Genomic DNA, 20,279 nt, shown 5'->3' on the forward strand with positions numbered 1-20,279 from the left:
CGCGGAACCGCCGCGAAAAGGGGTCATCAATGAATTGAATAGATCAAAAGAAAGGAGGAGGCCGGTTTTCCGGCCTCCTCCTGTGACGTGCGCGCGCCGGTCCGTCAGGCGGGCGGCCTGTCGCCGAAGGCCTCCGCCAGCACGGGCCGGGTGAGCACGCGCAGGAACGGCGGGACGGTGAGGGCGACGGTCGCGGCGAAGACCCCGAAGGCGAGGCGCAGTCCGAACCACTCGGCGAGCAGGCCCATCAGGCCGGCGCCGACCGGCATCGCTCCCCAGCTGAACAGCCGGCTGACGGCTCCGAAGCGGCCGAGCATGGCGTCGGGCACGAGCCGCTGCGCCATGGTCCGCGCGTTCACCGTCCACAGGGTGCCGCCCATGCCGCCGAGGAAGGCGGCGACGGCCACGGCCCAGAGGTCGGTCGTCACGGCGGGTACGGCCATCATCGCGAAGGTGCCGACGAGGTCGGCGAACATGACCCAGCGGCGGCCGAAGAAGCGGTTGAGCCAGGTCACGGCGAGCGCGCCGACCAGCCCGCCGACGCCGAGGGCGCTCAGCAGGGTCCCGTACTCGCTGGAGTTCAGGTGCATCACGGAGGTGGCGAAGAGCGGCATCAGGGCGAGCCAGGCTCCCCAGCACGCGCAGAGGACCGTGAGGATGAGCGCCATGGTGCGCAGCAGGGTGTGCCGCCAGAGGTAGCGCAGGCCGTCCACGATCTGTACGCGGACGGTCTCGGGAGCGGCGTCCTTGGCGTCCGCGCGGCCGTCCGTGCGGCCGCTCGCGCGGAACCGGCCCACGAGCAGGACGACGACGAGCGAGGCGGCCAGGTACGACATCCAGGTCGTGCCGAGGGCGACGCCGGTGCCCGCCGCGAGCAGCAGGCCGCCGACGAAGGGGCCGGCGAATTCGTTGCAGACCGTCTCCGCGCCCGCGATCCAGGTGTTGGCCCGCTCCCGGCCCTCGGGCGGGGTCAGCGCCGGGATCATGGCCGAGGCCGAGGTCAGGGCGATGACTTCGGCGACGCCCAGGACGAGGCCGGCGGCGCAGAGCACCGGGATGGTCACGGCGTCGGCCGCGGCGATCGGCATCAGCGCGCCGAGTGCGATCAGGCGCAGGCCGTTGGCTCCCCAGAGCAGGCGGCGCCGGTCGAGCCGGTCCACCAGGACGCCGACGTGGAGGGCGGCCAGGAGCCAGGGCAGGGAGAGGGTGAGGGAGACCGCGGAGACCTGGGCCGGGGACGCGGAGGCCCGGGCGGCCAGGAGCGGCAGCGCGATCTTGGTGACGCCGTCGGCGAGGTTGGTGACGGCGGTGAAGACGAGCAGGACGACGGTGTTGCGGGTGCCCCGGCGCGCGGAGGGTTGCGGGAGATCGGGGGCCGGTGGCGCCACGGGCGCGGCGAGCCCCACCGGCGCCTGCGTGGTGTCGACGCTCTGGTCACTCATCAGTCTCCCCTAACCGTCTAACTGTTTTGATGGTGAATCCGGGATGTCGAGTCTGGCACGGAAAACCCCTCGCCACTACCCGGCAAAGCCGATAGCCGGTTATCCGGTGTAGGCTGGAAGTCTCCACGGGAGGTGGCTCATGCGTGACGCGCCGGCGTCCGCCCAGCTGATTCAGGCGTTCGCGAACACGGTCGACGTCGAGGACGCGACCGACGAGATCGACACGGCCCGCAAGTTCGACGGCTGGCTGCGCGCCCAGGGGCTGCTGCGCGGCGGCGAGCGGGCCGGAGCAGCGGAGCACGCCCTGGGACTGCGCCTGCGCGCCGGTCTCCGCGAGGCCCTGGGCGCGCACGTCGGTGACCGCCCCGACCCGGCGCTCCAGGACGGGGCGACCGAGGCGCTGCGCGAACTGCCCCTCGTCGTCGTCGCGGGCGGTGACAGGCCCGGCGCCCTCGCTCCCGCCCCGGAGCTCACGGCGTCCAGGAAGGCGCTCGCGGAGCTCGCCGCCGCCTGGAGCGAGCTGGCCGTCACCGGCGAGGCCGCCCGGCTCAAGCGCTGCTCCGAGCACGCCTGCGCCTGGGTCTTCTGGGACACCTCCAAGAACCGCAGCGGCCGCTGGTGCTCGATGCGCGTGTGCGGCAATCGCGCGAAGGCCCGGCGCTACGCGGCCCGGCAGGCCGGGGCCGCGGGCGCCGCACCGACCGGCTGACGGCGCACCGGCCCCGGTCCGGCACGGGGCCCGTCGGCCCCGGGTCATCGCGCCGCCGCGTGCGCGCTCATCAGCTCCACCGCCAGCCGGGCCACCTCGTCGACGGCGGGGCGGGTCAGCAGTTCGTAGTGGCCCGCCGGTATGCGCGCGGAGCGCGTGTCGCCCGTGAGGAATCCCCGCCAGCGGTCGAGGTCGCCGTCGGCCAGGTCGGCCGCCACCACCAGCGCCGGTACGTCGACGGTCCGGGACGCGCGAGGCGCCGTCATCGCCGTCGTGTGGCGCCGGTGCAGGGCGTGCCGTGCGTGCAGGGCGTCGCCGACGGCGTCGTCGGAGGTGATCCGCAGCAGAACGGCCAGGGTGTCGAGCGCCTGGTCGTCACGCGGCCCGAGGCCGAGCCGGTCCGGCCCGCTCAGGACGGTGGCGGCGCCCCGCAGGACCGCGCGGGCGAAGGCGTCGGTGCCCTCCTCCGGCGCGTCGCCCGGCACCGGCGCGTCCAGCAGGAGCAGCGGCGGGCAGGGGTGGCCCTGGGCCCGCAGTCCGGCGGCGATCTCGTGGGCCAGCAGCCCGCCCATGGACCAGCCGCCGAGCAGGTCCGGCAGCCCGTCGGCGAGCAGGCGCGCCGTGTAGTGGGCCGCCATGTCCTCGATGCTCGCCCCGGCGGCGCCGTCGTCCTCGCTGACCGTCACCCGCCAGTCGCCCGGCAGCGCTCCGGCCAGTTCGCGGTAGGGCAGCACGCCCACCCCCGCGCCGTGCACCAGGTGCAGGTGCCGGCCGCCGGGCGCTCCCGCCCGCAGCACCACGGTGCGCGCGAGGACGGGCGCCGCCGGGGCCGGGGCGGGCGTGTCCTGTCCGGCGGGGCTCAGCAGCCGTTCCATCCGCGCGGGCGTCGGCTCCTCCAGCCAGGCCTCCAGGTCGAGTTCGGCTCCGGTGTTCTTCTCGACGCAGGCCACCAGCTCCAGCACCTGGAGGGAATGGCCGCCCAGGGCGAAGAAGTCGTCGTGCGGGCGCACCACCCGGCCGAACACGCAGTGCCAGTCGGCCAGCACGCCGTCCGACTCCGCCGGTTCGGCGATCGCGTCCGCGTGCGGCCCGTCCGCCGGCCGGGCCCGGTCCGCCGTGGCCCTGGTGGACACCTGGAGGTCGGCCACGAGGCGCCCCTCGGCCGCCGAGGCGGACAGGACCGCCTCGACGTCCGCGAGAAAGACGCGCACGGACCTCCCGGTCAGGGCGCAGGTGTCGTACTCGACCTCGAGCACCGTGTCTGCGCCGTCGTCGAAGACGCCGACGAGCAGCTGGCAGCGGGCGCTGGTCGACGGGCTCGGCAGCAGGCGGGCGGGCTCGTCGCCGAGCACGATCCCCGAGCCGATCCCTCCGTGATGGGTCACGAGGACGGGCGGGACGGTGCCGAGCGTCGCCCGGTCCTCGTCGGTGAGCCGCGCGAACACCTCGGGATAGGTCACGTGCTGGAACGGCAGGCTCTCCCACAGGCTGTCCCGCGCCCGGGTCACCACCGCGTCGAAGGTGTCCCGCGCTCCGATCTCGTCGGCCAGCAGGACGGTGTTGGCCCGGTAGTCGACACGGCGCTGGTCGGCGAGGGTCGGGCGGTTGGCCACGACCGTGCCGAGGGCGGTGCGCCCCGACGCCCCGCCCCGCGCGAGCACCGTGCGGACGGCCGCGAGGTGCACGGCGAACTCCGTGCAGCCGACGCGCCGGCCGATGGTCGCGACGGCGGCGCGCGACCGGGGCGACAGCGTGTGGCGCAGCACAGCGCCCGAACCGGGCGCGGCACCGGAGGGTTCGGGCATCAGGGCCGCCGGTCTCGCGCCGCGCAGCCGGTCCGTCCAGAACCCGGTCTCGGCCGCCGTCGGGTCGGCGCGCGGACCCTCCTCGGCGGGCGCCGGGACGACGGCCTCCCGGGAGAGTGCCGCGACGCCGCCGTCCCGGACCGCGACGTAGCAGCGGTGCAGGTCGTCCAGGAGCAGCTGCATCCCCCAGCCGTCGACGACCGCGTGATGGGCCGTGACCACGAGCTCGTCGACCGCTCCGACGCGCACCAGCGCGAGCCGGGCCAGCGGCGCGTCGTCGAGGACGAAGGGGATCGCGTGCAGCCCGGCGGCCACCTCGTCGAGCAGGGCCTGCGCGCTCCGGTCCTCGGGCGCCCGCTCCCAGACGATGTGCTGGGGCCGCGCGTCGAAGGGCGCCGGGTGCACGATCCGCACGACGCTCTCCCCGTGGCGCGCGAACCCGCTGCGCAGCGCCTCGTGGCGGTCGACGACGTGCCGCCACGCGGACTCGAGGACCGCCGGGTCGAGGCGGCCGGTACGCAGCCGCCAGGTCAGGTTCATCAGGTCCTTGCGCCCACCTCGGTGCTGGATCCACCAGAGCGCTTCCTGCAGGGGCGAACTCGGCCGGACTTCTGGATTCGGGGTCACGGGGGTCCTCACCGGAGACATAGGAGTTTCTAACCGAGGTGGGGGGCGTGAAATAGTTTCGGACACCGGGGCGCGACCACAAATAGAGTATTTGGATAATCTATCGGCGCGGGGCCGCACGAAACCTCACCCTTGACTGTTCGGGATGCGCGGAAAAGCATTCTTCCAACCCTCCATCGACCGCGCCACGGAAGAGGACCGGACATCATGAACGCCATCAGGACCATGTACGACTGGTTCGCGGACTCCGTTGCCCAGCACGGCGACCGGCAGACCGCGCTCGAGGTCGCCGGCGAGGTGGTGACCTACGCCGAACTCGACGCGCTCGCCGCACGCGTGGCGGGTGAACTCGTCGCCGCGCACGGCGGTGTGCCGGCCCGCGTCGGCCTGCTGGCCGCCCGGAGCACCGCGGCCTACGCGGGCTATCTGGCCGTGCAGCGCCTCGGCGCCGTCGTCGTGCCGCTCAACCCGGCCTGGCCGGCCGCGCGCAACGCGACCATCGCCGCGGACGCCGGACTCGACCTCGTGATCACGGAGGACGGGACGGACCTCGGGACGCCCGCGGTGGACCTTCCCGCCGCCCGCATGGACGCCCTGCGCTCCGGTCCGGTCCCGGACCTGCCCGTGTCGGCAGCGGGACCCGACGACCTCGCCTACATCCTGTTCACGTCGGGCTCGACCGGCCGCCCCAAGGGTGTGCCCATCGTCCACCGCAATGTGTCGGCCTACCTGAGCCATGTCGTTCCCCGTTACGAGCTGGGCCCCGGGGCCCGTGTCTCGCAGACCTTCGACCTCACCTTCGACCCGTCCGTGTACGACATGTTCGCGGCCTGGGGATCGGGGGCCGCGCTGGTCGTGCCGGACAAGAAGGACCTGCTGACGCCGGTGCGGTTCGTGAACCGGGCGCGCATCACGCACTGGAACTCCGTGCCCTCCGTCGCCTCGATCGCGATGCGGCTGCGCGCGCTGCGGCCCGGCTCGATGCCGACGCTGCGCTGGAGCCTGTTCTGCGGCGAGGCGCTGACGCTGCGTCACGCGCAGGCGTGGCGGGCCGCCGCCCCGCAGTCCGTCCTGGAGAACATCTACGGCCCCACCGAGATGACCGTCACGTGGACGGAGTTCCGTCTCCCCGACGCCGCGGAGGACTGGCCGCGGCCGGCCAACGGCACGGTGCCGATCGGCACGCCGTACCCGGGCCAGGAGCACCTCGTGCTCGACGAGGAGGGCCGACCCGCCGGGACCGGTGAACTGGTGGTGCGCGGCACCCAGCGCTTCCCCGGCTATCTGGACCCGGCCGACGACGTGGGCAGGTTCCTGCGCATGGTGGACGGACGGGCGGTGGTCCACGACGGCACGACACCGCTCACGGCCGACGACTGGTACCGCACGGGCGACCGGGTGGGGCATCTCGACGGAGCGCTCGTGCACCTCGGCCGGCTCGACCATCAGCTCAAGATCCGCGGTTACCGGGTCGAGCTCGGGGAGATCGAGTCGGCGCTGCTCGACCTCGCCGGCGTCGCCGAGGCCGTCGTCCTGGCGGTGCCCGGTCCCGGCGGCGACATCGAACTCGGCGCCGTGTGCACCGGCTCGCTCACGGACACCGGCGAGGCGCTGGAGCGGCTCGCCGCACGGCTGCCCTCGTACATGGTGCCGGGCTCGCTGACGGTCCTGGACACCTTGCCCCTGAACGCGAACGGCAAGGTGGACCGCAAGGCGCTGACGGCCGTTCTGGGCACGGCGATCGCCGCGTGAGATCCCCGGCGTGCCGACGCCTGCCGGGCGTCAGCACGCCGGGCGCAGGGCGACACCGTCGGCCGCCTCGCCTTCGGCCAGTACCTGACGGGCCGCGTCGAGCACGGTCGCGAAGGACGGGTCGTCGTCGAGTCCCCGGCGCCACACGCACTGCGCGAAGACCTCGAAGGGGGTCCGCCAGCCGATCGGCCCCAGCAGCCCTTCCCGCAGCTCGTCGCGGACGGCGACGGTGGGCAGCAGGGCGATCCCGATGCCCTCGCCCACGCCGCGCTTGACCGCGTCGACCGATCCGAGGGCGAGCACACCGCCCACCGGCTCGCCGGTCACGGCCAACTCGTCCTCCAGGCCGCGCTGGTAGCCGCTCCACCGGTGCGCGCACAGCAGCGTCTCCGCGGCGAACTCCGCGGCCGACTTCACGGCCTTCCCGGCCAGCGGATGGGACGGCGCCGCCACGAGGCTCAACGATTCGCGGCGCAGCGCGCGGTGGCGCACGTCGGGCGTGGCGGGGCGGGGGCCGATGAAGAAGGCGCAGTCCACACGCTCCTCCCGCACGAGGGAGACCGGATCGTCGTCGAGGCCGCGCAGGGAGACCCCCAGGCCGCCGTGGCGCAGGTGCAGATACTCGATCAGCGGTACGAGGCGGTAGGTGGTGATGCACTCGGCGGCGCCGATCGCCAACGGAGGTGTACGGTCCGCGGGTTCGGCCACGGAGTTCCGCGCGAGTTCGCTGAGCCGGACGATCCGGCACGCGTAGTCGTGCAGCCGCCGCCCCGCGGGCGTGAGCTGGGCGCCGCCGGCGGTGCGGTCGAGCAGCGGCGCGTCGAGGATCTGCTCCAGTGCCTTGATGCGGGCGGTGACGGTCGGCTGCGCCAGCCCCAGCAGGCGCGCGGCCTGGGTGAAGCTCCGTGACTGCGCGACCGCCAGGAACGCGTCGAGCTGCTTTATGTTCACGGATGAACCCCAATCGTCGCCCGGAAGAGGCATGAGCGGCCCCGCTGTGCGACCTTAACGACGGGGAAAGGGAGTTGCACGCGCTTCGGTGTTGCCCTCACCAATACCACCGAGGGGCACTTGCCCGATGTCCCGGATCCGACGAACCATGGCAGCATGACCTCGCCAGTCGCGCCCCCTCAAATCCAGCGTTCCCTCGACTTTCCGGCCTCTTCGTCCGGTCGGATCGATCCCGATGAATTCCGCGCCGCCCTGGGCAGATTCACCACCGGGGTGGTCGCCGTGACGGCTCTGCACGGAATGGACTCCACGCCCGCGGGCGTGGTCGTGAATTCCTTCACCTCGGTTTCCCTGGATCCCGCTCTGGTGCTTTTCTGCATGGCCCGTACGAGCAGCAGCTGGCCCAAGATCCGTACCGCGGAGCGCTATTGCGTCAACATACTCGGGAAGAACCAGCGCGAGATCAGCGCGCAGCTCGCCTCCCCGGGCGGCGACAAGTTCCGCGGGCTGAGCTGGGACACCACGCCCACCGGCGCGCCGGTCCTCGAGGGGACGCCCGCCTGGCTGGAGTGCTCCACCGAGGCCGAGTACCCGGCCGGTGACCACGACGTGGTCGTGGCGCGCGTGCACCGCATCGGCAACCACGGAGCGGACGCGCCGCTGGTGTTCTACCGCGGGGCGTACGGGCGCCTGGCCGACTGACGTGGCGGTGGGCAGGGCCCGCCGTCGCTCCTCTCACCGAACCGACCAGAGGAACCTCTTCATGACAGCAAGCACCGGCTCCCGCAAACCCATCGGCGTGGGCATCGTCGGCCTCAGCGCCGACGGAGGATGGGGCTCACGCGGCCATGTGCCCGCGCTCCGCGCCGTGGACGGCTACGAGCTGCGCGGACTGGCGGCCTCCTCCGCCGAGTCGGCGCAGCGGGCGGCGGAGCACCACGGCGTCGCGGCGGCCTACTCGGACGCGGGCGACCTGGCACGCGACGAGAACATCGACCTGGTGGTGATCGCCGTACGGGTGCCCCGGCACCGTGAGTTGATCCTGCCCGCGCTGGAGGCCGGCAAGGCCGTGCTGAGCGAGTGGCCGCTCGCCACGGGGCTCGACGAGGCCGAGGAGCTCGCCCTGCTGGCGGAGCGGCACGGGGTGCGCACGGCGGTGGGGCTGCAGTCGCGCTCGGCACCGGCGGTGCGCTACCTCCGTGACCTGGTCGCGGACGGCTACGTCGGCGAGGTCCTGTCGACCACGCTGCTCGGCTCGGGCGGCGGCTGGGGCCCGGCCGTGGGCGCGGGTGGCGCGTACACCGTCGACCGGAGCAACGGGGCGACCCTCATGACCATCCCGTTCGGTCACACCCTCGACGCTTTGACGATGTGTCTGTCGTCGTTCGCGGAGCTGAGCGCGACGACGGCCACCCGGCGTCCGACGGTGCAGGTCTCCGACACCGGGGAGAGCATCCCGATGACCGCCGAGGACCAGATCGCCGTCTCCGGCCGGCTGGCGGGCGGCGCGGTCGCCTCGCTGCACTACCGCGGCGGTTCGAGCCGGGCGACCAATCTGCGCTGGGAGATCAACGGCACGGACGGCGATCTGGTGATCTCGGGGAACACCGGGCACCTGCAGTTCGGCCAGTTCGACATCAGCGGCGCGCGCGGCAAGGACCAGCGGCCCGCGCCGCTTCCGGTCCCCTCCCGCTACCAGGAGGTCTCCGGCGTGGACGGTCCCGCCGGCGTCGTGGCGCACGCGTACGCGCAGCTGCGTGAGGACCTGCACACCGGCAGCGGTACGGTGCCGGACTTCCGGCACGCGGTCGAGCACCACCGTCTGCTGGACCGCATCGCGCGGTCGGCCGAGACCGGCACCCGCCAGTAGGCGCCGGGCAGCGCGACACGCAGGACCGCCCCGCAGACAGGTGTCTGCGGGGCGGTCCTGCGTGCGCGTCACTCCGGGGCGGTCCGGGAGCGGCAGGAGGCGACGAGCCGGGCGCACACCGCCGCGGCGTGCTCGTAGAGGTAGAAGTGGCCGCCGGGCCAGGTGTGGCAGGGCACCGGGCCGCCGGCGACGGCCGACCACTCCCCCAGCGCAGCCGCGGGCGCCAGCGGATCGTCCTGCCCGCCGAACACGGAGAGCGCCGTCCGCAGCGGAGTGCCGGGCGTGTAGGCGTAGTCCGCGACCAGGTCGAGGTCGGCGCTCAGGGTGCGCGCCACCAGTCGGGCGAGGGCGTCGCGGCCGCCGGGGTCGACGGTCGGTCCGCCCAGGCCGTGCACCTGGCGCAGGAGGTCGCGGGGCGATCCCGAGGGGCTCAGGGGGTTCAGGAACCGTTGCGGGGCCCGGCTGCCCGAGACGCCGAGCCAGCACGGCCCCCTGTGCTCCGCTTCCAGGGCCCGCGCCACCTCGAAGGCGAGCAGCGCCCCCAGGCTGTGTCCGAAGACGGAGAACGGGCCCGACAGCGCCGGCCCCAGGGCCGTGCGCAGATAGTCGACGGCTTCTTCCGCCGAGCGGCACCGTGCCGTGCCGCGGTCCAGGAGGCGGCCGGGCAGGTCGACGCCCCAGACGCGCCAGTCCGGCGGCAGATGGGGCAGCAGCGGGGCGAACCCGCGCGACGAGCCGCCCGCGTGGTGGAACAGCACCAGCGTGTGGGCGGGCTCGCCGCGCAGGGTCGGGTTGAGATCGAGGATCGGCATCTCAGGCGACCAGTTCGGCGAGGAGGGACCGCTGATGGTCGAGCGGTACCGGATCGTCCTTGTACAGGGACTCCATGCCCAGCCAGTGCACCCGTACCCGGGCCCGGTCGGTGCCGCGCAGTGCGGCGGCCGCGACGTGCTGCGGGCCGCAGGGCACGTCGACCACCTCCCAGCCGTCGGGCCTCAGTGCCGGATCGGCGCCGAGGTAGTCGGCGGCGAGGGGGCGGCCGAGTCCGGTGCCCAGGCCCTTGAGGTAGGCCTCCTTGCGCGTCCACAGCTGCCCGAACACGACGACGTCCTCGGGCCGCGTCGCCAGCTCCCGCTGTTCGTCCGGGTGCAGGGCGGGGGCGCAGACGCTGACCGTCTTGGCCGTGGGGACCTTCTCCACGTCGACGCCGATCGGCACGGTCGAGATGCCGATGAGGGCCATGCCGTTGCTGTGCGAGAGGGAGAAGTGCAGAGGTGTGTCCGGGGATTCGAGGACCGGCCTGCCGTGCGGCTCGTCGCAGCACGGGCAGGACTCGCGGCCCATCCGCAGACTGCGCGGATCGGTGTCCAGGTAGGCGCTGAGCAGGCGGCGCAGGGCCACGTGCGCGCTGCTGTAGAGCAGCCGGCCCGCCTCGCGCCGGCAGGTCCCGGCCCGGCTCCGTTCGGCCGCGTCGAGTTCGGTGAGGTCCAGTTCGCCCGTGCAGCTGCCGAGCGGGGGCTGGCGCAGGATCCAGAGGTCTGCGCTACTTTGCGGCGGGATCGGCAATGTCACGCTGTTCAGTCCCTGCCTTGGATGGAGTGAGGAGTCGGTCGAGGTAGCGGGCCAGTGTTCCGGTGTCGGGGGCCCGCAGGATGAAGGTCAGCTCGGGCTCGACCGCCAGGGCGGCGGCGAGTCGGCGCTGGAGCTCCAGGCCGATCATGGAACCGACTCCCAGATCGGTCAGGGTCTGGTGCCGGTCGACCGCGGTCGGCGGGCAGTCGAGTACGTGTCCGATCTCCTGCCGGACGAGGTCCTCCAGGAGTCGTTCCCGCTCGGCGGGGTGCGCGGGCCACGACGAGGGCGGCGCGGCCGGCGGCAGTCCGCGGTCGGGTTCCTGAGGTCGGGTCACTGCCGACGGGGCGAGGGAGAACCAGTCGAGTACGGCCTGATCCACTGTCATGTGTCTCTCTGTAGGTCGCGGGCGGGGACGGCCGGTGGCGCGCCGTGCGCCGGGGGGACGGCGGACGCGCCACCGGCCGTGTCGGGAAGGCCGTCGTCCTAGTCCGCGACGACGGCGCTCGGCGGCAGTTCGTGGGCGAAGCCGCACCGCAGGTTCACGCCGGCGAGCTCCCCGGTGATCTCGACGCTGCGCCACAGTCCGCCGCGCAGCGGCAGCAGGCGCCGGCTGCTGAGCGTGGCCCGGGCCGCGTGGGTGTCGGGACCGGTGTGCCGTGACGGCTCGGGCGGGGCCTCGAGAACCGTCTGCATCATCCACAGCGTGTTGCTCTCGGACCGGCTGATCGAGTCCAGTTCGTACAGGAGCACCTGGGCGAGCTGGAGATTGACCACGAAGGCGTCGATGAGGGAGACGGCCGACCGCCGGTCGCCCTCGATGCCGTCGAGTGCGGGCTCGGTCTCCGGATCGAAGGTGACGCCGGCGCGGGCGGTGAACTCCTCCAGGTCGACGCCGACGTCCCGGATGTGATGGCGCCGGCGCTTGAAGCCGCCGCCCCAGAACCGGTCCCGGTCCGGCCCGAGCGCGTCCTCGAGGCCGTTGTACCGGGCCTCCCGCACGGCGCGGGTGCTGATGTCGTGCTCGATCTCGCAGCGGACCTGCAGGTTGCCGACGGTGCAGTTGTGCACGGACACGAAGCGGCCCTCACGGACGGACAGCGCCGTGGTCCGCACCAGGCGGGCCGCCAGCGGAATGTCCACCAGCTCCTCCTGGGGAGCGCCGCCCGCCCGCAGCACGACCTTGAGCAGCCGCATGCGGCGGCGGGCCGCGGCGTCCAGCCCGTACCCGTACGTCAGATGGAGCTCCGCGAGCTGGACGCCCAGGACGAGGGCGTCGACCGTGCTGAGGTGCGGCCGCAGGTCCGTGCCGTCCTTCTTGCGCGACCAGTCGGCCGGATAGCCGACGTCGACGGTGCCCCGCACCCCGGCGTCCGGGGCGTCGGCCGGGGCGACGACGAGGTCGCCGACGCGGTACTCGGCGCGCTGGTAGCCGCGGGAGAAGAACCGTGTCTCACCAGGGCCGAGATAGTCGTCGATGGACGGCAGCAGGAGGTGCCGCTCGATGCTGGTCGTCACGTCACACACCCGCCCCTGCGGTACGTATGGAGTCCTCGTAGGCGGCGACGAGCTCCCGGACGGTGCGCACGTCGGTGATGGACCGGTCCCCGGCGAAGGGGTCGACGCCGAGTTCGGCCTCCAGTTCCAGCAGCAGCTGGGCCAGCAGCAGCGAGTTGAGTCCGGCCGTCAGCAGCGGGTCGTCCAGGTGGTACTCGATGGCGCCGTCGTCGTTGAGCAGAACGTTGTCGATCTCGCGCAGGATGGTCCGCTGCACGGCGCTGTCCGTGACTTCGGTGTCCTTCAGCATGTGATGCCTCCGTCGATGACCATGGTCTGTCCGGTGATGAAGCGTGATCGGGGCGAGGCGAGGAAGAGGACCGCGTCGGCGATCTCCTCCACCGTCCCGAGCCGTCCCAGCGGCGTGCGCTGCTGGATCTTTTCGCGGTTGCGCGACGTGACGTCCGCGGTCATGTCGCTGTCGAAGAATCCGGGCGTGAGGGTGTTGACCCGTACGCCCTGGGGGCCCAGTTCGCGCGCCATGCTGCGGCCGAGGCCCTCGAGGCCGGCCTTGGCCGCGGCGTAGACGGCGACGCCCCGGTATCCGCGTATGGCGTTGATGGACGAGATGTTGACGATGCTTCCGCCGCCGCCGCGCACCATGAGCCGGGCGCAGGCCTGGGAGAGGTGCAGCGGGGCGAGGAGGTTGACCCGGATCAGGTCCTCCATCCGGCCCGGCGCGGCGGTGAGGAAGAGTTCCTGGTGGAGCACGCCGGCGTTGTTGATGAGGAGGTCGAGCCGCCCGAACCGCTTGCCGCTGTCGCGTGCGAACGCGCGCAGGCCCTGGGTGTCGGTGAGATCGACGGACCGCCAGTGGAACGCGTCCTGGTACTTGTCCGACATCGTGGTGACGAAGTCGTTGGAGGTCCGGCTGAACGTCGAAACGGACCAGCCGTCGGCGAGCAGCCGTTCGACCAGGACCCGGCCGAGTCCTCTGCTGCCGCCGCTGACGAGGGCCGCCGGGCGGTCCGCGGGTGGCGTGCTCATACCGCGGCCCTGATCTTCTTGAAGCGTTCGGAGTGGTGGTCGTCCTGCGACACCTCGACCAGGAGCGGCACCTTGTAGGCCTCGAGGCGCTCGGCGCAGTGGCGGCGCACCTGGCGGGCCACGGCCTTGGGATCGTCGGCCGGTCGCGTCAGCTTCACGACGGCCTGGACGACCTGGCCGGTGATGTGGCTGCTGCGGCCGGAGACCGTGGCGTCGGCGACGATGTCCATCTCCAGCAGGACGTTCTCCACCTCGCCCGGGTAGACCTTCTCCCCCGCGACGTTGATGATCTCCGACTTGCGGCCCAGGATGCGTACGTAGTCGCCGTCGACCTCGACGGCGTCCTGCGTGTTGAAGTAGCCCTGGTCGTCGAAGGGCGCCGGCGCGTTGAGGTAGCCGAGCATCGCGATGTCGGACCGGATCCACAGGATGCCGTCGCGGATGTCGTAGTCGAATCCGGCGCCGCCGAGCTTGACCCAGAGGCTGTCGTCGCTGCGTGACTTGGTGGCCAGGATGCCGAGTTCGGACAGGCCGTAGGTCTGCTTCAGGCGTACGTCGGGCAGTGCCTCGTGGAGCTTTCGCAGGACGCCGAGCGGCATGGGTTCCGTGCCGTAGGTGATGAGCCGCAGCGAGCCGAGGTCGTGGTCGGCGTACGCGCCCGAGATCAGCAGCATGTTGAGGAACGTCGGCGTGGTGGGCAGGACCTGGATGCGGTGGGCGGCGACGGCGGCACAGACCGTGGCCGGGGTGCGCGCGGCGATGGTGACGAGCGCGCCGCCCTGGCTGAGCGTGTGCAGCAGGGTGTTGATGCCGCCGATGTGGTCGAGGCTGAGGAAGCCGAGGGTGCGCTGCGCCCTGCGGATCTCGCGGTACTTGCCCAGCATCTTCGCGAGGTCGAGGACGGTGGCCTTGCTGCGCCCGGTGGTGCCCGAACTGAACAGCACCAGACCGGGGGTGGCCGCGGCGCGCAGGTGTCCGTAGAGGGGGTGTGCGGCGTGCCGTCCGGTGCGCTCGACGCGGTGCTCTGCGGCGGATCCGCCGAGGGTGACGACCGTCTCGACCTCGGCGACGTCGAGGAACTCCGTCCGCTTGGCGGCGGGCAGCGGGGCCAGGGGCACGGCGACGGCTCCGCGCGCGATCAGGGCGAGCAGCCCGGCGCACGCCTCGACGCTGCTGGGACCCTCCAGCGCGACGACGTCGCCGGACCGGATGCCGTGCGCGTCGAGGAGTTCGCCCCACCGGGCGGTGAGGCCGAGGAGGTGCCGGTAGCTGTGCGTCCGGCCCTCGAAGACGATGGCGTCGGCGTCCCCGAATTGTTCCAGTCGTTGAAAGAACCAGGCAGTCATGCGCTCTCCGACATGTCATAGCGGGCTGAGGTGACAACGGGCTGTGCGGTGCGGCCGCGCGCCGTCCAGGGGGCGGAACGCGCCGGGGCGGACCAGGCCGGGAGGCGGAGGTCCGGTGCGGGCGGGGTGCCGGGCAGCAGGGTCCAGCCCTCGGCGGCGGCCAGGGTGCGCAGCCGCTGGTTCCCGCCGACGACGACGCCCGATCCGGCGGCTCTCAGGAGCGGGAGGTCCGAGATGTGGTCCCCGTACGCGAGGGAGTCGCGGACCGGCACGGCGCGTTGCATGAGGACCTTGAGCGCGGCGTCCGCCTTGGCGGTGCCGATCATCGGCGGCCCGTCCAACCGGCCCGTGTAGCGGCCCCGTTCGATGAGCGGCACGCTGCACAGGAGTTCGTCCGCGCCGAGGTCCGCGGCGATGAGGCGCAGCGGGGCGGGGAAGGAGCCGGAGACGAGTGCGATGTGCGCGCCGTGTTCCTGGTGGCGGCGCAGTTCGGCGACGACGGGCTGGTGGTAGAAGCCGCCGGTGGCGCGTTCGGCGTCGAACCAGGCGCCGGCCATCGCGGCCATGACCTCCGCGTCGAGGCCCTCCAGACCGGCGTAGTAGGCGCGGTTGACCGCCTCGCGCGGGCATCCGACGGCCGTCATGGCTTTGAGTTCGCACATCCGGTCGTCGAATTCCCGGCGCGGGTGGCCCAGTGCCGCGTGGTAATAGGCCAGTAACCGGGACATGCTTCCCGAGGTGGTCAGGGTGTGATCCACGTCGAAGAAGGCGACTTTCACCCGTCTCATCTGTCTGGTACCTCCTGTGGCCTGGGCGGGAGAACGACGTGACGGATTCCCGCGTCATGCGTCGGCGGCAGATCGGCCGACGATGGCGGATCCGGTTTCTGCTGTGAACTTCGAATAGAAGTTCTGGCCCACGGTGTGAATCATCGCAGCGGGTTTTCCGGTTCCCCAGACTTCAATGTCACCGGCTTCGGCGACGCCACTGCCAAGGACACTGCCATTCCCACCAACACGTTGCGGAGGGGTGATTGCCGCCTTTCCGCGCAGGGAAGTCCCTTACGCTTCCAGCGCCGCCCAGACCGGAACACCGCGCCGGGTCCGCACCTGTCCGAGCGGTCCCGCGGCGAAATGGGTGGCGAAGGCGAGCGTGTCGGGCCGGGTCAGTTCGGCCGTCATCGCGTGCCGGGTCCGCACCGCCTGTCGCGGGTCGGCGTCCATCGCGCAGGTCCAGTCGGGACGGGCGAACTGGTCCGGGACGTGGAAGACGTCGCCGAAGGCGATCAGCCGGCGCCCGCCGGCCGAGATGACGTAGGCGGTGTGTCCGCCGGTGTGCCCGGGAGCGGCCCAGGCGCGCACCCCGGGAAAGATCTCGTCGCCCGTGGCCACGGCCCGCGTGACCGCCCCGCCCGCCCGTCGCTCCTCGCCCGCCCACTCGGCGGCCGACGCCACGTACGCGGCCCGGGGGAAGAGGCGTGGTGCGTCGGGCCCGGCGCCGAAGGCCCAGCCGACGTGGTCGTCGTGGAGGTGGGTGAAGGCGACCGTGTCGATGTCCGCGCCGTCGCGTCCGTGGCGGGCGAGTTCGGCCGGGAGCCGTCCGCCGTACAGGCCGCCGATGGTGGCGATGGTGTCCTGCGCGGCCACGCTGTGCGCGCCGTAGCCGGCGTCGATGAGCAGGCACCGGTCGCGGTGTTCGACGAGCAGTGCGGTGATGGGAGCGGCGAGATGTCCGGTGCCGTCCAGCGGGGACGCGTCCGGGGCGGTCCAGTCGTCCCGCGTGGAGTCGGGGAACCAGTGCAGGGGGTGGAGCTGGACGCCGCCGTCCGTGAGGACGGTGACGGTGTGCTCGCCCAGGCGGAGCGATCGGGCGTGGCCGTCGGTGACGGCCGGTGCGTCGTGGTGGGTCATCGGGTCTCTTTCGGTGCGGGGTGGTCGGACGGGAGGGGTGCGGTGCGGCCCTGCGCGGGCCCGCACACGCGAGGCCCGGTGTCGGCGGATGCGACACCGGGCCTCGGTGGACTCCGTGCGCGAGGAGGAAGGAGCCTCCTCACGCACGGACTTGATGGAGCGTCAGATGTTCTGGACCGGCACCGCCGACTCCGCGGGGAGGCCACCCGCCACGACCTGCGAGCTGTCGGCCGCCGCGGCCTTGGGCTGCTTGTTCAGCGCGAGCGCGAGGCCGACGGTCAGCAGGATGAGCACGGCGGAGGTGTACGTGGCGGCCTGGAGGCCGTCGGACAGCTCGGCCGGGGCGGGGTCGGGCCCGGTCACCGCGTTGGAGACGGCGACGAGGACGGCGAGGCCGACGGCCGCGCCGACCTGCTGCCCGCTCGTGGCGAGACCGGAGGCCAGGCCCTGGAGCTCCTCCTCGACCCCGGCGGTGGCCGCCGAGAACATGGCGGTCCAGATGACGCCCTGCGCGAGGCTGAAGACGACGATGCCGGGGGCCATCTGCAGGTAGGTCGAGCCGGAGTCCAGGAAGGCGGCGAACAGGGCGGTGCCGACCGCGCCGATCACCAGGCCGCTGACGAGCGTGCCGCGGACGCCGATCGCCGTGGACAGCTTCCCGCCGACGACCGAGCCGATCAGGATGCAGGCGCACGGCAGGATGAAGGCCAGGCCGGTGGCGAGGGCGCTCCAGTCGCGGACGGTCTGCAGGGCGAGGGTGAGGAAGTAGGCGCTGGCCCCGAAGGTGGCCATGAACATGAACGTGATCATCGAGCCGAGCCGCAGGCTCTTGTAGGAGAAGACCTTCAGCGGCACCAGCGGGTCGGCGGTGTGCGACTCGATGACGACGAAGGCCACGATCAGTGCCGCGGCGGCGACGAAGCTGATCAGCGTGACGGGCGCGGCCCAGCCGGCCTCGGGGCCCTGGACGAGACCGAAGACCAGGAGCAGCGCACCCGCGGTCACGGAGATGCCGCCGGGCAGGTCGAAGCCCTGGCGCCGCTCGGCCGTGGCGTCGGCCGGCAGCACGCGCATGCCGAGCAGACCGACCCCGAGGGCCAGCGGCACGTTCACGTAGAAGACCGCCTCCCAGCCGAACGCCTGGGTGAGCACGCCGCCCAGCAGGGAGCCGACGACCATGCCGCTGCTGCCGGTCGCGCCCCAGATGCCCAGCGCCCGGTTGCGCTCGCGGCCCTCCTCGAAGGTGGTGGTGAGCAGGGAGAGCGTGGCCGGAGCGAGGAGGGCTCCGCCGATGCCCTGCACGGCGCGGGCGGCCACGAGCAGGCCGGGTCCCGCGGCCAGGCCTCCGACGACCGAGGCGATCGCGTAGAGGGCGATTCCGGCGAGGAACATCCGGCGGCGCCCCAGCAGGTCGGCCAGGCGGCCGCCGAGGAGCAGGAAACCGCCGAAGGCGACGGCGTAGGCCCCGATGACCCACTGCAGCTGCTGTCCCGAGAAGCCCACCCCCTCGCCGATGTCCGGCAGCGCGACGAACACGATGCTGTAGTCCAGCGCGATGATCAGCTGGGCCAGTGCCAGCGCGGCCAGGATCAGGGCCGGGCGGCGGGTGGTACCCGATGCGGTCATGGGTCTGTGTACCTCTCTGGGTATACGGGGTCGACTGGATGTGAGACAGGAGTAAAAGAGCTGGCGGCAGGGCCAGTTGGAAAGGTCGGGCCGATCGGTCAGGCCGGTACGCGGGTCCCGGCCCCCGACAGGGGGGCGTCCTGCGCCCACCGCGCCAGGCGGTCGGCCACCGCGCCGGACTGCGGGTCCAGCAGGACGAGCTGGAGTCCGGGACGCGCCGCGAAGTCGAGACAGAGCTGCGACAGGCTCACCTGCCCGAGCCCGGGATGGGTCAGCACTTGCGTCACCTGCGTGCCGTCACCGAAGCGGTGCCGCTCCCACAGATCCGCGAAGTCGGGGCTGCCCTCGCGCAGGTGCTGGGTGAGCGCGGCCAGCCGCGGATCGCCGAGGTACTCGCCGCTCTGCGTACGGAAGCGCGCCACGGCCTCGTCCGCCACGCGCTCCCAGTCGGCGTACCGGTCGTGGGCGCGCGGGTCGAGGAAGAGCGACTCCAGGTAGTTGTGGTTCGCGCCCTCGAAGCCCAGCAGCCGTGTCGCGATGCGGTTGGCCGCGAGGACGTCCCAGTAACGGTCCACGAAATAGGCCGGCTTGGACAGGAAACTGTCGACGACCCGCAGCGCGAGGCGCCGGTCGTCGTCCACCGGGTTGCGCGGCCTGCGCGGAACGGCGTAGCCGGCCAGCCGCATCATGTGCAGGCACTCCACCTCGTTGAGGCGCAGTACGTGGGCGATGGCCTCCAGGATCTCCAGGGAGACGTTCTTCGCCCTCCCCTGCTCGATCCACGCGTACCAGGAGGCGCCGATCCCCGCGAGCATCGCCACCTCCTCGCGGCGCAGCCCGGTCAGTCTGCGCGATCCACCGCCCGGGAGCCCCACCTGTTCCGGCGTCACCTCGGCCCGTCGTGCGGCGAGGAAGCTGCCCAGCTCGGCGAACTTCAGGGTGGAGGGCCTGGGTGGTGCGACGTTCTGGACCCCCTTCCGGCGGGGAACCCCGCCGACTTCCAGGCGCCCCGCGTCGCGCATCAACAACGCGACACGGGTTGCCGACGATCCCGTGGCAGTCATCGTGGCCGTCCTCCTCCGCGAATCAACTAACGCCCGCCCGGTCTCGGCGCGGCGCTCCACCAACAAGATAGTGATCGATCTTTTTTTTCTCTACTTCAAACAGAGGGATCGTTACTTTTTTACCTGAGCTTCACGCAGGAGTCTGGCGCGTTCCGTGGCACACGGCATCACTTTTGTACCTTTTGACCAGATCAAGGCCACCGAAGGGCGTCGAAAACAAGCCCAGAAACAAAGCGATCCCTCTTTTTGTGGCTCAGAAGGTGTCCGCGTCGGGACTTGCACCCTGGTCATGGCACTGAATAATCATAGAGATCGATTGGTTTGGTGGAAGGGTCGGCGGCCGGCTGCCCTGCGGCTCGAAGGAGACGGATGATGATGGCGAGCCAGCAACGGGCCGAGCGCACACGACACCGTCTGCTCCAGGCAGCCGCCGCGGAGATCTCGCGGTTCGGCTACGACGGCTCGTCACTGCAGCGCATCAGCAAGGCGGCGGGCGTGACCATGGGCGCCCTGACGTTCCACTTCCCCACGAAGATGGACCTGGCGCACGCGATCCACGCCGACGGAGCGGCCCTCGCGCGGGAGGCCGTCCTGCGCATCGCCGCCCCGCACGCGCCGGACGGGCCCGCGCCCGGTCCCGAGCCCGCGCTGCCGCGCATCGTACGGATCACGCTGACCCTGGGCGAGCTCCTGGCGACGGAGGCCACGGTGCGCGCGTCCGCCCGTCTGACGCGTGAGCGCATCGCGGGGCGGGAGGACTGGCGCGACAGCTGGCTGCCCAGCGTGCGCCGGCTGATCGAGCAGGCCCGCGGCGGTCATGAGTTCAAACCCGGGGTGACCTCGGACACCGTGACGACGCTGACGCGGCATCTCGTCTCGGGCCTGGAGGACTCGGCGCTGCCCGGCACGGGGTCGGCGCCCGTGGAGGCGCTGGCCGACGTGTGGGACCTGGTCCTCACCGGCCTGGCGGACAGCCACCCCGCGTTCGTGCCGCGCACCTAGGAGCCGACACACACAGAGAGCGGCGCCGGCCGCGGTCGTCCAGCATGACGACCGCGGCC

Annotated in this window: 19 protein-coding genes; 5 read left to right on the top strand and 14 right to left on the bottom strand. The window is 72.3% G+C overall.

Annotation, left to right across the window (positions count from 1 at the left end; all coding sequences use genetic code 11):
- Positions 1 to 104: 104 nt before the first annotated feature.
- Entirely contained in the window at positions 105 to 1,442 is a 1,338-nt protein-coding gene (locus ABZ930_RS36130) for an MFS transporter (RefSeq protein WP_361557932.1), read from the bottom strand.
- A 139-nt stretch (positions 1,443 to 1,581) separates the two neighbouring features.
- On the opposite strand from ABZ930_RS36130, the gene ABZ930_RS36135 reads away from it, so the two are divergent.
- Positions 1,582 to 2,151, top strand: a complete 570-nt coding sequence (locus ABZ930_RS36135; protein WP_361557934.1) for a CGNR zinc finger domain-containing protein — start codon at positions 1,582 to 1,584, stop codon at positions 2,149 to 2,151.
- Between the two features lie 44 nt (positions 2,152 to 2,195).
- On the opposite strand, the gene ABZ930_RS36140 is transcribed toward ABZ930_RS36135, so the two are convergent.
- Complete coding sequence (locus ABZ930_RS36140; protein ID WP_361557937.1) at positions 2,196 to 4,583, bottom strand: condensation domain-containing protein; 2,388 nt, start codon at positions 4,581 to 4,583, stop codon at positions 2,196 to 2,198.
- A gap of 207 nt (positions 4,584 to 4,790) precedes the next feature.
- On the opposite strand from ABZ930_RS36140, the gene ABZ930_RS36145 reads away from it, so the two are divergent.
- On the top strand, positions 4,791 to 6,335 hold the full coding sequence (locus ABZ930_RS36145) for an amino acid adenylation domain-containing protein (protein ID WP_361557939.1): 1,545 nt from the start codon (positions 4,791 to 4,793) through the stop codon (positions 6,333 to 6,335).
- Positions 6,336 to 6,365: 30 nt separating this feature from the next.
- Here the strand turns inward: ABZ930_RS36145 and ABZ930_RS36150 are convergent, their stop codons facing one another.
- Positions 6,366 to 7,286, bottom strand: coding sequence for a LysR family transcriptional regulator (locus ABZ930_RS36150; protein ID WP_361557942.1), 921 nt, complete (start codon positions 7,284 to 7,286; stop codon positions 6,366 to 6,368).
- Positions 7,287 to 7,442: 156 nt separating this feature from the next.
- On the opposite strand from ABZ930_RS36150, the gene ABZ930_RS36155 reads away from it, so the two are divergent.
- Together ABZ930_RS36155 and ABZ930_RS36160 are read left to right on the top strand one after the other, a co-directional pair.
- Complete coding sequence (locus ABZ930_RS36155) at positions 7,443 to 7,988, top strand: flavin reductase family protein (RefSeq protein ID WP_361557944.1); 546 nt, start codon at positions 7,443 to 7,445, stop codon at positions 7,986 to 7,988.
- A gap of 61 nt (positions 7,989 to 8,049) precedes the next feature.
- Positions 8,050 to 9,156 carry a Gfo/Idh/MocA family oxidoreductase gene (locus tag ABZ930_RS36160; protein WP_361557947.1) on the top strand — a complete coding sequence of 369 codons (1,107 nt, stop codon included), beginning with the start codon at positions 8,050 to 8,052 and terminating at the stop codon, positions 9,154 to 9,156.
- Positions 9,157 to 9,224: 68 nt separating this feature from the next.
- Here the strand turns inward: ABZ930_RS36160 and ABZ930_RS36165 are convergent, their stop codons facing one another.
- From ABZ930_RS36165 to ABZ930_RS36215, 11 genes are all read right to left on the bottom strand, one after another.
- Positions 9,225 to 9,968: an alpha/beta fold hydrolase gene (locus ABZ930_RS36165; RefSeq protein WP_361557950.1), complete on the bottom strand. Its 744-nt coding sequence runs from the start codon at positions 9,966 to 9,968 to the stop codon at positions 9,225 to 9,227.
- Between the two features lies 1 nt (position 9,969).
- Positions 9,970 to 10,728, bottom strand: a complete 759-nt coding sequence (locus ABZ930_RS36170) for a 4'-phosphopantetheinyl transferase superfamily protein (RefSeq protein WP_361557952.1) — start codon at positions 10,726 to 10,728, stop codon at positions 9,970 to 9,972.
- Positions 10,700 to 11,116 carry an acyl carrier protein gene (locus ABZ930_RS36175; RefSeq protein ID WP_361557955.1) on the bottom strand — a complete coding sequence of 139 codons (417 nt, stop codon included), beginning with the start codon at positions 11,114 to 11,116 and terminating at the stop codon, positions 10,700 to 10,702. Before ABZ930_RS36175 ends, ABZ930_RS36170 begins: the two co-directional genes overlap by 29 nt.
- Positions 11,117 to 11,214: 98 nt before the next feature.
- On the bottom strand, positions 11,215 to 12,246 hold the full coding sequence (locus ABZ930_RS36180; protein WP_361557958.1) for an AvrD family protein: 1,032 nt from the start codon (positions 12,244 to 12,246) through the stop codon (positions 11,215 to 11,217).
- 1 nt (position 12,247) lies between these two features.
- Complete coding sequence (locus ABZ930_RS36185) at positions 12,248 to 12,535, bottom strand: phosphopantetheine-binding protein (protein WP_361557960.1); 288 nt, start codon at positions 12,533 to 12,535, stop codon at positions 12,248 to 12,250.
- Positions 12,529 to 13,272: an SDR family oxidoreductase gene (locus ABZ930_RS36190; RefSeq protein WP_361557963.1), complete on the bottom strand. Its 744-nt coding sequence runs from the start codon at positions 13,270 to 13,272 to the stop codon at positions 12,529 to 12,531. The genes ABZ930_RS36185 and ABZ930_RS36190 overlap by 7 nt, the downstream gene beginning before the upstream one ends.
- Positions 13,269 to 14,618: a class I adenylate-forming enzyme family protein gene (locus tag ABZ930_RS36195; protein WP_361557966.1), complete on the bottom strand. Its 1,350-nt coding sequence runs from the start codon at positions 14,616 to 14,618 to the stop codon at positions 13,269 to 13,271. The genes ABZ930_RS36190 and ABZ930_RS36195 overlap by 4 nt, the downstream gene beginning before the upstream one ends.
- Positions 14,615 to 15,406, bottom strand: coding sequence for an HAD-IB family hydrolase (locus ABZ930_RS36200; protein ID WP_361557969.1), 792 nt, complete (start codon positions 15,404 to 15,406; stop codon positions 14,615 to 14,617). Before ABZ930_RS36200 ends, ABZ930_RS36195 begins: the two co-directional genes overlap by 4 nt.
- A 273-nt stretch (positions 15,407 to 15,679) precedes the next feature.
- Positions 15,680 to 16,528, bottom strand: a complete 849-nt coding sequence (locus tag ABZ930_RS36205; protein ID WP_361557972.1) for an MBL fold metallo-hydrolase — start codon at positions 16,526 to 16,528, stop codon at positions 15,680 to 15,682.
- Between the two features lie 162 nt (positions 16,529 to 16,690).
- A complete protein-coding gene (locus tag ABZ930_RS36210; RefSeq protein WP_361557975.1) occupies positions 16,691 to 18,154 on the bottom strand; it encodes an MFS transporter in 1,464 nt (487 codons plus the stop codon).
- Positions 18,155 to 18,252: 98 nt separating this feature from the next.
- A complete protein-coding gene (locus ABZ930_RS36215; RefSeq protein ID WP_361557978.1) occupies positions 18,253 to 19,218 on the bottom strand; it encodes a helix-turn-helix transcriptional regulator in 966 nt (321 codons plus the stop codon).
- A 375-nt stretch (positions 19,219 to 19,593) separates the two neighbouring features.
- Here ABZ930_RS36215 and ABZ930_RS36220 point away from each other — a divergent pair, with 375 nt between their 5' ends.
- On the top strand, positions 19,594 to 20,220 hold the full coding sequence (locus tag ABZ930_RS36220; RefSeq protein WP_361557981.1) for a TetR family transcriptional regulator: 627 nt from the start codon (positions 19,594 to 19,596) through the stop codon (positions 20,218 to 20,220).
- Positions 20,221 to 20,279 lie beyond the last annotated feature (59 nt).

Source organism: Streptomyces sp. NPDC046716 (assembly GCF_040645755.1).
Classification (GTDB): Bacteria; Actinomycetota; Actinomycetes; order Streptomycetales; family Streptomycetaceae; genus Streptomyces.

Excerpts from the sequence above, each read along its gene's own strand:
- ABZ930_RS36130 (WP_361557932.1), bottom strand. The coding sequence starts at position 1,442 with ATGAGTGACCAGAGCGTCGACACCACGCAGGCGCCGGTGGGGCTCGCC.
- ABZ930_RS36135 (WP_361557934.1), top strand. The coding sequence starts at position 1,582 with ATGCGTGACGCGCCGGCGTCCGCCCAGCTGATTCAGGCGTTCGCGAAC.
- ABZ930_RS36145 (WP_361557939.1), top strand. The coding sequence starts at position 4,791 with ATGAACGCCATCAGGACCATGTACGACTGGTTCGCGGACTCCGTTGCC.
- ABZ930_RS36155 (WP_361557944.1), top strand. The coding sequence starts at position 7,443 with ATGACCTCGCCAGTCGCGCCCCCTCAAATCCAGCGTTCCCTCGACTTT.
- ABZ930_RS36160 (WP_361557947.1), top strand. The coding sequence starts at position 8,050 with ATGACAGCAAGCACCGGCTCCCGCAAACCCATCGGCGTGGGCATCGTC.
- ABZ930_RS36165 (WP_361557950.1), bottom strand. The coding sequence starts at position 9,968 with ATGCCGATCCTCGATCTCAACCCGACCCTGCGCGGCGAGCCCGCCCAC.
- ABZ930_RS36175 (WP_361557955.1), bottom strand. The coding sequence starts at position 11,116 with ATGACAGTGGATCAGGCCGTACTCGACTGGTTCTCCCTCGCCCCGTCG.
- ABZ930_RS36185 (WP_361557960.1), bottom strand. The coding sequence starts at position 12,535 with ATGCTGAAGGACACCGAAGTCACGGACAGCGCCGTGCAGCGGACCATC.
- ABZ930_RS36190 (WP_361557963.1), bottom strand. The coding sequence starts at position 13,272 with ATGAGCACGCCACCCGCGGACCGCCCGGCGGCCCTCGTCAGCGGCGGC.
- ABZ930_RS36195 (WP_361557966.1), bottom strand. The coding sequence starts at position 14,618 with ATGACTGCCTGGTTCTTTCAACGACTGGAACAATTCGGGGACGCCGAC.
- ABZ930_RS36200 (WP_361557969.1), bottom strand. The coding sequence starts at position 15,406 with ATGAGACGGGTGAAAGTCGCCTTCTTCGACGTGGATCACACCCTGACC.
- ABZ930_RS36205 (WP_361557972.1), bottom strand. The coding sequence starts at position 16,528 with ATGACCCACCACGACGCACCGGCCGTCACCGACGGCCACGCCCGATCG.
- ABZ930_RS36210 (WP_361557975.1), bottom strand. The coding sequence starts at position 18,154 with ATGACCGCATCGGGTACCACCCGCCGCCCGGCCCTGATCCTGGCCGCG.
- ABZ930_RS36215 (WP_361557978.1), bottom strand. The coding sequence starts at position 19,218 with ATGACTGCCACGGGATCGTCGGCAACCCGTGTCGCGTTGTTGATGCGC.
- ABZ930_RS36220 (WP_361557981.1), top strand. The coding sequence starts at position 19,594 with ATGGCGAGCCAGCAACGGGCCGAGCGCACACGACACCGTCTGCTCCAG.